A 10,119-nucleotide genomic window follows, 5' to 3' on the forward strand; every position below is an offset into this window, starting at 1 on the left:
GGGAGGCGAAGGCGGGGGCGTAGCCCTGCTGCGGCTCGGGGTCGCGCGGGCCGAGCGTCCAGGTCAGCAGCAGGTGGACCAGCATCGCCGCCACCGACCAGGCCAGCAGCGCGCCCTTGGCGGCCAGCTCCAGCGGCTTGTCGAAGGTGACGCCAGGGCCGACCTGCCGGGCGTGCGCCCTGATGTCCGACTCCGGGCCGAGGGCCACACCGAGCCGCCAGGCCAGCACCGAGCCCAGGATGCCGCCCAGTGCCAGCCCCAGCACCAGCGCGATGCCGCCGCGGCGCCGGAACAGGAAGACCGCGACCGCGGTCAGCAGGCCCATGCCGAGACCCAGCAGGACGAAGGTGCCGTCGGCCCCGATCGCGTTCTCGCCCTCGGGGTTCTTGATGTAGATGGCCTGCTTGTCCGCGATCAGCTGGACATGGGGTGCCAGCCAGAGCCACAGCAGCCCCATCACCGCGCCGAGGACCCCGACGGCCAGTGACACCAGCGCCGCCTCCACCACCTCGGCCCGGGTGACGGGGGGTACCCGGTCCCGCAGATGCGGGGGGACGAAGGCGGTGGCACCCATCGGCTGGGGCGCGGGGGCGGGCTTGTCGTGGGGCGTCAACGGTGCGGTCACTCCGTCATCGTGCCAGGTGGACGGCGTCGGTATACGGCCAGGAGGAGTACGGTGCCCGGTCACCGGACGGTGGCCCGGCGATAGGCCCAGGTCGCGGCGGCCAGCGAGACCACTCCCACGGCCGCGCAGACGCCCAGGTCGGCACCGACCAGCAGCCAGTCGGGATGGGCCGAGAAGGACCGGGCCAGTGCCTCCACACCGTAAGTGGAGGGCAGCAGATCACGTGCGTACGACACCAGGGTGGGCAGCCGGTCGGCGGGCAGCACGCCCAGCAGCAGGGCGGCCGACATACCCAGCTGGCCGAGGAGGGTCGCCAGCTCCTGGCGCGGCGCCAGCAGGCCGAGCGCGGCGCCCAGCCCGGCCAGCGCGGCACCGGCCAGCGGCACCACCGCCACCAGCACCCACAGGTGCACCATCGGCAGTTGGAACAGGGCGCTGCCGACCACCGCGGTGAACAGGGTCCCCGGCACCGTGAAGGAGGCGTACGCGGCGGCCGCGCCGAGCACCACCGCCGCGGGCGGCACCGGCAGGGTGGCGTAGTGGTCCAGGCCGCCGCTGGCCCGCAGCTGGCCGAAGTACTGCGCCAGCAGGTTGAGCGCCACGAAGGCCACCACCAGCACGCTGGAGCCGGACACCACGGCGCGCGCCTCGCTGCCGCCGTCCACCACCCCGCGCATCAGGACCATGATCCCGATGGACTGGAAGGTGGCCACGAACAGCAGCGGGATACGGGCCACCCGGGCCCGGGAGAGCTGCGCCCGGTAGACGGCTCCGAGTGCGGGCAGCAGCCGGGCACCGGGTGCCAGCGGGGCGGGCTCGGCGTCCGGGGCGGGCGCCGTCCGGCCGCCGTCGCTGGGCACGGCCTCCAGGGACACGGCAGTCACGTTGCGCGGCTCCTCTTCAGTGCGGTGGGGGCCGGGCGGCGCCCGGATACGGCAGGCGGCACGGCGGGGACGGGCCGGGTACGGGTCCGGGCGGCGCGGCCGATCACGCCTTCACCAGCCCCTCGGTGCCCTCCGCGTGACCGCCCAGTGCCAGGTAGACATCCTCCAGGCTGGGCGTGGCGAGGGTGAAGTCGTCCAGCGCGGCGAAGGCCGGGCCGCCGGTCACCGCGGCGATCGCGGCCCGTGCCTGCTCCGGGGCGAGCCGCATCCGCCAGCGCCGGCCCTGGGCCCGGGCGTGCTCGTGGAGCGCGGCCACCTCGGGTACGTCCAGCGGCGGGTCGGTCCGCCACACCAGCTCCACCCGTACCTCGTCGGCGACCAGCGCCTTGAGCCCGGCCGGGGTGTCGCAGGCGATGACCTTGCCGCGCTCCAGCACGGCCACCCGGTCCAGGACCGTCTCCGCCTCGATGACGTTGTGGGTGACCAGCAGCACGGTGGTGCCGCGCTCGGCCCGGCGCCGGTCGATGGCGGCCCACACCGCGCGGCGTGCCACCGGGTCCATGCCGGTGGTCGGCTCGTCCAGCACCAGCATCGGCCGCTCGCCGACCAGGGCGGCGGCCAGGCAGGCCAGCCGCCGCTGACCGCCGGAGAGCTTCTTGAGCGGACGTCCGGCCAGCTCCGCCAGGCCCAGCTCGTCCAGGACCGCGTCCCGCTCGGCCCGGGCGGTGCGGGTGTCGAGCCCGCGCAGCCGGCCGGTGGTCTCGGCGGCGAGTGCGACGGTCAGCTCGTCCAGCGCGGTGGACTCCTGGCCCAGGTAGCCGACCAGCCGGGCGGCGCGCTCGGGGTGGCGGACCAGGTCGTGGCCGAGCAGTCGCACGCTGCCCTGGTCGGGCCGCAGCAGTCCGGTGAGCTGGCGCACCAGGGTGGTCTTCCCGGCGCCGTTGGGCCCGAGCAGCCCGAACAGCTCACCGCGCCGGACGGTCAGGTCGATGCCGTCACTGGCCCGTACGGCGGGGGCGGCGGGCACCCCGCGGCGGGCACGCGCGGCCGGATAGGTCTTGACCAACCCGCGTACGGTGCACACCGCATCGCCGTCTGCCGCCTGATTCGCGCCCGTCCTCACGAGCTATGAGGGTACGCGCCCGCGCGGGCGCGCTCGGCCTTGGGTCCGTCGGTTCGGTGCGGCTGGTGACGTCTTGTGGCAGTGCGCGCGGCGAACCGGCCGCCCGGCGGCCGGCGGCAGGGGTCCGCGGCACCGCGCTCAGTCCGCGGCCGGAGAGCCGCCGGTGCCGCCGCGGGCGTCGATCTCGCGCCAGAAGCCCGCCCGGATCGCGTACCGGTCGTGCTCGTCGATCTGGTCGTCCTTGTGCGCCAGCAGACCGAAGCGGGCCGCGTAGCGCAGCAGCTCGCCGTCGATGCGGTGCGGGATCCGCGGGTACTCCGCGGACAGCTGGGGCAGGAGTCCCGGGTCGCTGAGGCGCTCCACCCACCGCCGGGCGAACACCTGGCCGACCTCGAAGGGGTCCCCGCTGACCGTGGTGATGTCCTCCTCCCGGTCCGCCCAGCGCTGCTCGGCGCTGGTGAGCTGGGCGAGCATCGGCAGGGCGGCGGTCTCCGGCGGTTCCTGGGCCGGGGCGCCCCGGTCCACCCAGCCCTTGTCGGAGGACCAGCGCAGGGTGGCGCCCGGCACCGGCTGCGGGCCGGCCTGGACGGCGGTGGCGGCGCGGCCGAGCCCGGCGAGGTCCTTGGGGGTGGGGACGCCGCGCGGCCCGGAGGTGCCGGCCGGTTCGGCGGTGCCGGGTGCCCCGGCGTCCGATGCGGCCCGGCCCGCGGCTCCCGGTGCCGGGGCCGGCGGGGCGGCGCCGCCGTTGCGGGCCGCGGGGGCCCGGTCCTCGGCGCCGGCCGAGGCGGGGGCGGAGGAGGTCTCGGGCAGCGGGGCGCACTGGTTGCCCTGCTCCTTGGCCCGTACCGCGCGGGTGATCCAGGCGCGGTCCAGCACGCGCCGCTCGTCGGCCTCGGCGACCAGGTCCTCGGACTGGTTGAAGTCGCCGTCGGCGGCCTGCACGGCCCACAGGTGGATGGCGACGCCGTGCTCCTTGGCGTCCATCAGGCCGGGCAGCAGATCGCCGTCACCGGTCACCAGCACGATGTCGGAGCAGGCCCGGTTGCGGGCGAGTTCGGTGAGTTCGGCGTGCATGGCCGCGTCCACGCCCTTCTGGGCCCACCGCCCGTCGCTCCGGGTCAGGGCGCCCAGCCGGACGGTGACCCGGGGCATCACCCGCAGCCGCCGGTGCTCGGGCTGCGGCACGCGGTCCGGGGCGCCGTCGAACCAGTAGATGCGCAGCAGCGGGTGCTCGGTCTCCTCCTCGGCGCGCTCCCGCAGCCCGTGGATCAGGGCCGCGTGGTCCACCGTGATACGGGACCGGGCGGCTTCTCCGGCGAGCAGACTTGCGGCGGCGCCCAGCAGATACCCGGCGTCCACCAGGACGACGCAGCGGTCCACGTTCCACCTCTTCCCTGAAGTCCGGACGTGCGGTCCCCGGCACATCCGTGCCTGCCCGGCTCTACTGGCTACGTTTCGAGTCTGCCCGAGCACGGTGGGGTTATCAGTCCGAACTGGATCAACGGCGTGGCGGATACGGCCTACCCCTCATGAGCCTCTCTCACTCACGGTAATTGTCTGAAATGCACTCTATGTTCTGTCGTGTCACTGTGTCTGCGGGGGAAACCGACCCCGACTGGAGGCAGAACAGCCATGGCCAAGAACAAGAACCGCGACCGCGCCAAACAGGCCCGCACCTCCGCCGAGCAAGGAAAGGCGTCCCCGGCGGAGTCCCGCGCCGAGCAGATGCCGTCGCAGCCCGACTCCTCGGCCATGGCACGCAAGGGCCGCCAGAAGCGGTTCGGGCACAACTGATCAGGGGAGCCCGCACGCACGAAGGACGCGCACCTTTCGGTGCGCGTCCTTTCCGTCGCGCGGCGCGCAGGTCCTGTCCGGCCGCTGTGCGCGGGGAGGCTCAGCCGGCCAGGCAGGAGGGGCCGAGCAGCACCTTGAGGTCGCCGAAGAGGGCGGGGTCGGGGGTGACCCGGTGCCGGTCGAGCCGCAGCACCGTGGTCTTGCGGGCGCCCTGGAGCTTGATCCGCACCTCCGTGGAGCCCCGGTGGTGGGTGAGCACCTCGCCGAGCTTCTCCACCAGCGGCGGGGTGACCTTCACGGTCGGAATGGTGATGGTCACCGGCGCGTTGGCGGAGGCCTCGGACAGGTCGGGCACCATCAGCTCCATCGCGACCAGCCGGGGCACGTCCTCGCGCTTGTCCAGCCGGCCCTTGACGAAGACCACCGCGTCCTCCACCAGCTGGGTGGAGACCAGCTGGTAGGTGGCGGGGAAGAACATGCAGTCGATGGAGCCCGCGAGGTCCTCGACGGTGGCGATGGCCCAGGCGTTGCCCTGCTTGGTCATCTTGCGCTGCAGGCCGGAGATGATGCCGCCGATGGTCACGATCGCGCCGTCGCCGTGCTCACCGCCGGTGAGCTGGGAGATGGCCGCGTCGGTCTTGTCGTTGAGGACGTGCTCGATGCCGAAGAGCGGGTGGTCCGAGACGTACAGGCCGAGCATCTCGCGCTCCTGGGCGAGGAGGTAGGCCTTGTCCCACTCGACGTCGGAGAACTCCACATCGAGGCCGAACCCGGGGCCGTCGTCGCCACCGCTGTCCTCGCCCATGCCGCCGAAGAGGTCGAACTGCCCCTCGGCCTCCTTGCGCTTCACCGCGACCACGTTGTCGATCATGGGCTCGTAGTGCGCGGTGAGGCCCTTGCGGGTGTGCCCCATGGTGTCGAAGGCGCCGGCCTTGATCAGCGACTCGGTGGTGCGCTTGTTGCAGACCACGGCCTCGACCTTGTCCAGGTAGTCGGGGAAGGAGTTGTACTTCCCCTTCGACTTCCGGCAGCGGATGATCGAGTCCACCACGTTCTGACCGACGTTCCGGACCGCGGTGAGGCCGAAGAGGATCACGTCATCACCCTGGGCGGTGAAGTTCGCCTCGGACTCATTGACGTTCGGCGGGAGCACCTTGATGCCCATCCGGCGGCACTCGTTGAGGTAGACCGCCGACTTGTCCTTGTCGTCGCGGACCGAGGTGAGCAGCGCGGCCATGTACTCGGCCGGGTAGTTCGCCTTGAGGTAGGCGGTCCAGTAGGTGACCAGGCCGTACGCGGAGGAGTGCGCCTTGTTGAAGGCGTATCCGGCGAACGGGACCAGTACGTCCCACACCGCCTGGATGGCCTCGTCGGAGTAGCCGCGCTCACGGCAGCCCGCCTGGAAGGGCACGAACTCCTTGTCCAGCACCTCCTTCTTCTTCTTGCCCATCGCGCGGCGCAGCAGGTCGGCCTGTCCCAGCGAGTACCCGGCGAGTACCTGGGCGGCCTTCTGCACCTGCTCCTGGTACACGATGAGGCCGTAGGTGATGTCCAGGACCTCCTTGAGCGGCTCCTCCAGCTCGGGGTGGATCGGGGTGATCTCCTGCTGGCCGTTCTTGCGGAGGGCGTAGTTGATGTGCGAGTTCATGCCCATCGGGCCCGGCCGGTACAGGGCCGAGACGGCGGAGATGTCCTCGAAGTTGTCGGGCTTCATCATGCGCAGCAGGGCGCGCATGGGGCCGCCGTCGAACTGGAAGACGCCGAGGGTGTCACCGCGGCACAGCAGCTCGTAGGTCTTGGGGTCGTCCAGCGGGAGCTCCAGGAGCTTGAGCTCCACGCCCTTGTTGGCCTTCACCATCTTGACGGCGTCGTCCATGATGGTGAGGTTGCGCAGGCCGAGGAAGTCCATCTTCAGCAGGCCCAGCGACTCGCAGGTGGGGTAGTCCCACTGGGTCACCACCTGGCCGTCGTTCTTCGGCGAGAAGACCGGCACATGGTCGGTGAGCCTCTCGCTGGACATGATCACGCCGGCCGCGTGCACACCCATCTGCCGGACCAGGCCCTCGATACCGCGCGCGGTGTCGATCACCTTCTTCACGTCCGGCTCGTTCTCGTACATGCCGCGGACCTCGGCCGCCTCGCTGTACCGCGGGTGCTTCTCGTCCGTGATGCCGGAGAGCGGGATGCCCTTGCCGAGGACGTCGGCGGGCATCGCCTTGGTGATCCGGTCGCCCATGGCGTACGGGTAGCCGAGCACCCGAGCCGAGTCCTTGATCGCGTTCTTGGCCTTGATGGTGCCGTAGGTGCCGATCTGGGCGACCTTGTCGGCGCCGTACTTCTCGGTCACGTACCGGATGACCTCACCGCGCCTGCGCTCGTCGAAGTCGATGTCGACATCGGGCATGGAGACGCGCTCGGGGTTGAGGAACCGCTCGAAGATCAGTCCGTGCTCGACCGGGTCCAGGTCGGTGATGCCCATGGCGTACGAGACGATCGAGCCGGCCGCGGAGCCTCGGCCGGGGCCGACCGCGATGCCGTTGTTCTTGGCCCACATGATGAAGTCGGCGACCACCAGGAAGTAGCCCGGGAACCCCATCTGGATGATGACGTCCATCTCGTACTCGACGAGCTTCTGGCGGTCCTCGGGCACCCCGCCCGGGTACCGGCGGGCCATGCCGCGCCGGACCTCCTCCTGGAACCAGGTGACCTCGGTGTACCCCTCGGGCACGTCGAAGCGGGGCATCAGGTCGCGCTTTTCGAACCAGCCGGTGGTGTCCACCTGCTCGGCGACCAGCAGGGTGTTGGCGCAGCCCTGCTGCCAGGCGTCCGAGGAGTCGATGGCGTACATCTCCTCGGTGGACTTCAGGTAGTAGCCGGTGCCGTCGAACTTGAAGCGGTCCGGGTCGGAGAGGTTCTTGCCGGTCTGCACGCACAGCAGCGCGTCGTGGGCGTCGGCCTCGCGCGCGTAGGTGTAGTGGGAGTCGTTGGTGACCAGCGGCGGGATGTCGAGCTTCTTGCCGATCTCCAGCAGGCCGTCGCGCACCCGCTTCTCGATCTCGATGCCGTGGTCCATCAGCTCCAGGAAGTACCGGCCCTTGCCGAAGATGTCCTGGTAGTCGGCGGCGGCCTTGAGCGCCTCCTCGGGCTGGCCGAGCCGCAGCCGGGTCTGCACCTCGCCGGAGGGGCAGCCGGTGGAGGCGATCAGCCCCTCGGACCACTGGGAGATGGTCTCCTTGTCCATCCGCGGCCACTTCTGGAGGAAGCCCTCCATGTACGCGTCGGAGGAGAGCCGGAAGAGGTTGTGCAGCCCGGTCTTGTTCGCCGCCCAGATCGTCTTGTGGGTGTAGCCGCCGGAGCCGGAGACGTCGTCCCGCTTCTGGTGCGGCTGACCCCACTGGACCTTGCGCTTGTAGCGGCGGGACTCGGGTGCCACATAGGCCTCGATGCCGATGATCGGCGTCACCCCGGCGGCGGTGGCCTGCTGGTAGAAGTCGTAGGCGCCGTGCAGGTTTCCGTGGTCGGTCATGGCGATGTGGGACATGCCCATGTCGTTGCAGGCCTGGAACATGTCCTTGAGCCGCGCCGCACCGTCCAGCAGCGAGTACTGGGTGTGCACGTGCAGGTGCGTGAACGGCTGCTTTGCCACGGTGGAGGACCTCCGGATGAGTAGTGCGGTGCGCTGAGCGCCGGCTCGGGGGGCGGGGTGGTGGGACGCCGGCCGAGACAGCTTCCGAGACTACCGCTCCGCACTGACAGTCCCCGGGCACTCGGGGGTAGCCTCGGCCGTTGTCCGCGATGGCACACCAGTCCACGCACCCGTCACCCAGGAGGCATCCCGCGATGTCGGACCTGCACGTCCCTCGGGGGGACGTCGCCCAGCGCGGCGAGGAGATCCTCGCCGTCTTCGATACCGCCTTCGGCGAGTTGCTCGCCGCCGACCCGGCAGCGTTCCGGGTGAAGTTCCGGAAGATGGCCGCCTCCGCCTTCGCCTTCTACCGGGGCACGGCGTGCCTGTTCTACGCCGACCTGGAGCGGGCCCGGGACGGGGCGGGCGGACCCTACCTGGACGAGCGGACCAGCCGGGTGTGGATCCACGGCGATCTCCACGCGGAGAACTTCGGCACCTACATGGACGCCACCGGCCGCCTGATCTTCAACGTCAACGACTTCGACGAGGCGTACGTCGGGCCGTTCACCTGGGACCTCAAGCGGTTCGCCGCCTCGGTGGCGCTGATCGGCTACACCAAGGCGCTCAGCGACGAGAAGATCGGCGAGCTGGTGCGGACCTACGCCGCCGCCTACCGGGACCGCATCCGCGCGCTGGCCGCGGGCGCCGGGTCCGGCGCGGACCTGCCGCCGTTCACGCTGGAGACCGCCGAGGGCCCGCTGCTGGCCTCGCTGCGCGCCGCCCGCTCGCTGACCCGCTTCGGGCTGCTCGACTCGATGACCGAGATCCGCGACTACGAGCGGGTCTTCTCCGCCGGCGGCGGCTCCATCGAGCTGGACGCCGCCACCCGCTACAAGGTGCTGGCCGCCTTCGACGGCTATCTGGAGACGCTGCCCGAGTCCAGCCTGGCCCGGCCCGACTCCTACCGGGTCAAGGACGTGGTGGGGCGCCGCGGCATCGGGATCGGCAGTGCCGGTCTGCCCTCGTACAACATCCTGCTGGAGGGCAACAGCGACGCGTTGGAGAACGACGTCGTGATCTACATGAAGCAGGGGCAGACCCCGGCGGTCTCCCGGCACATCACCGACCCGGGGGTGCGCTCGTACTTCCGGCACGAGGGCCACCGGACGGTGATCTCGCAGCGGGCCCTGCAGGCCCACGCCGACCCGTGGCTGGGCTGGACGGAGCTGGACGGTGCCGGCCAGCTGGTCGCCGAGGTGTCGCCGTACGCCGTGGACCTGGACTGGTCCGACCTGGACGACCCGGTGGAGATCGCGAACGTGGTGGCCGACCTGGGGCGGGCGACCGCGACCATGCACGCCGCGGCGGACGACACCAGCGGCCACTCGCTGGTGCCGTACTCCACCGAGCGTGCGATCGACGCGGTGATCGCCGCCGACGAGGACGGCTTCGCGGAGCTGCTGGTGGACTTCGCGCACTCCTACGGGGCGCGGGCGCGGGCCGACCACCAGATCTTCGTGGACCTGTTCCGCAACGGCCGGATCCCGGGCCTGTGAGCGGCGTCGAGCCCGGCCAGGAGCAGCCGGGACAGGGTCAGGGTCCGCAGGGGCCGGAGGGGCCGGGACAGCCGGGGCAGGCTCCGCAGGGGCAGCCGGCGCAGCCGGGGCAGGGCCCCGGGCCGCAGGGGCCGCTGCCCCCGGCCGCGCCGCCCGCGTCCGGCGGGCCCGGCCCGGCCGGCGCGCCGGTGCCGGGATACCCGCCGCCGGGCGCCTCCCCGCAGCCGGGGCTGCCCGGCTACCCGCCGCCGCGGATACCCGGCGCCCCGCAGCCGGTCGGAACCCGGTCGGCGGAGAGCCGGCGGCAGGCACTGATCGGCTGGGTGGCCGCCGGGGTGGCCGCCACGCTGCTGGCCACCGGTGCGCTGGTGCTGTTCACCCGGGACAGCTCCTCGGACCGGGCCGGTACCGCCGACACCGTCGGGGTGGGCGAGCTGGGCAAGGGGTCCTCCGGCGGCACGGCCGACAGCGGGAGCTCAGGTACCGGGGGCAGCGGGGACAGCGGGGGC

Annotated in this window: 7 protein-coding genes and 1 pseudogene; 3 read left to right on the plus strand and 5 right to left on the minus strand. The window is 71.9% G+C overall.

What is annotated here, in order from left to right; translation table 11 throughout:
- The 4 genes from E4099_RS22860 to E4099_RS22875 form a co-directional block, all read right to left on the minus strand.
- Positions 1-625 (minus strand): hypothetical protein (locus tag E4099_RS22860; protein WP_135340989.1); only part of this gene is annotated, 625 nt, incomplete at its 3' end.
- A gap of 59 nt (positions 626-684) precedes the next feature.
- Positions 685-1,500 carry an ABC transporter permease gene (locus E4099_RS22865; RefSeq protein WP_386388823.1) on the minus strand — a complete coding sequence of 272 codons (816 nt, stop codon included), beginning with the start codon at positions 1,498-1,500 and terminating at the stop codon, positions 685-687.
- 112 nt (positions 1,501-1,612) lie between these two features.
- Positions 1,613-2,632 carry an ABC transporter ATP-binding protein gene (locus tag E4099_RS22870; protein ID WP_135340991.1) on the minus strand — a complete coding sequence of 340 codons (1,020 nt, stop codon included), beginning with the start codon at positions 2,630-2,632 and terminating at the stop codon, positions 1,613-1,615.
- 138 nt (positions 2,633-2,770) lie between these two features.
- Positions 2,771-4,012: an NYN domain-containing protein gene (locus E4099_RS22875; RefSeq protein ID WP_245245100.1), complete on the minus strand. Its 1,242-nt coding sequence runs from the start codon at positions 4,010-4,012 to the stop codon at positions 2,771-2,773.
- Between the two features lie 252 nt (positions 4,013-4,264).
- Here E4099_RS22875 and E4099_RS33155 point away from each other — a divergent pair, with 252 nt between their 5' ends.
- The gene (locus tag E4099_RS33155; RefSeq protein ID WP_167828452.1) at positions 4,265-4,426 is read left to right on the plus strand and encodes a hypothetical protein; all 162 of its coding nucleotides are present in this window, start codon (positions 4,265-4,267) and stop codon (positions 4,424-4,426) included.
- Positions 4,427-4,526: 100 nt separating this feature from the next.
- Here E4099_RS33155 and dnaE read toward each other — a convergent pair whose 3' ends face one another.
- A complete protein-coding gene (gene dnaE / locus E4099_RS22880; RefSeq protein ID WP_135340993.1) occupies positions 4,527-8,072 on the minus strand; it encodes a DNA polymerase III subunit alpha in 3,546 nt (1,181 codons plus the stop codon).
- Positions 8,073-8,266: 194 nt separating this feature from the next.
- Here dnaE and E4099_RS22885 point away from each other — a divergent pair, with 194 nt between their 5' ends.
- Positions 8,267-9,610, plus strand: coding sequence for a DUF2252 domain-containing protein (locus E4099_RS22885; protein WP_167828453.1), 1,344 nt, complete (start codon positions 8,267-8,269; stop codon positions 9,608-9,610).
- Positions 9,607-10,119, plus strand: a pseudogene (locus tag E4099_RS22890) (hypothetical protein); the annotation flags it as partial. The gene E4099_RS22885 and the pseudogene E4099_RS22890, both read left to right, overlap by 4 nt.

This window comes from Streptomyces palmae (genome assembly GCF_004684805.1).
Classification (GTDB): Bacteria; Actinomycetota; Actinomycetes; order Streptomycetales; family Streptomycetaceae; genus Streptomyces; species Streptomyces palmae.

Coding starts and splice junctions, on each gene's coding strand:
- E4099_RS33155 (WP_167828452.1), top strand. CDS start 4,265: ATGGCCAAGAACAAGAACCGCGACCGCGCCAAACAGGCCCGCACCTCC.
- E4099_RS22885 (WP_167828453.1), top strand. CDS start 8,267: ATGTCGGACCTGCACGTCCCTCGGGGGGACGTCGCCCAGCGCGGCGAG.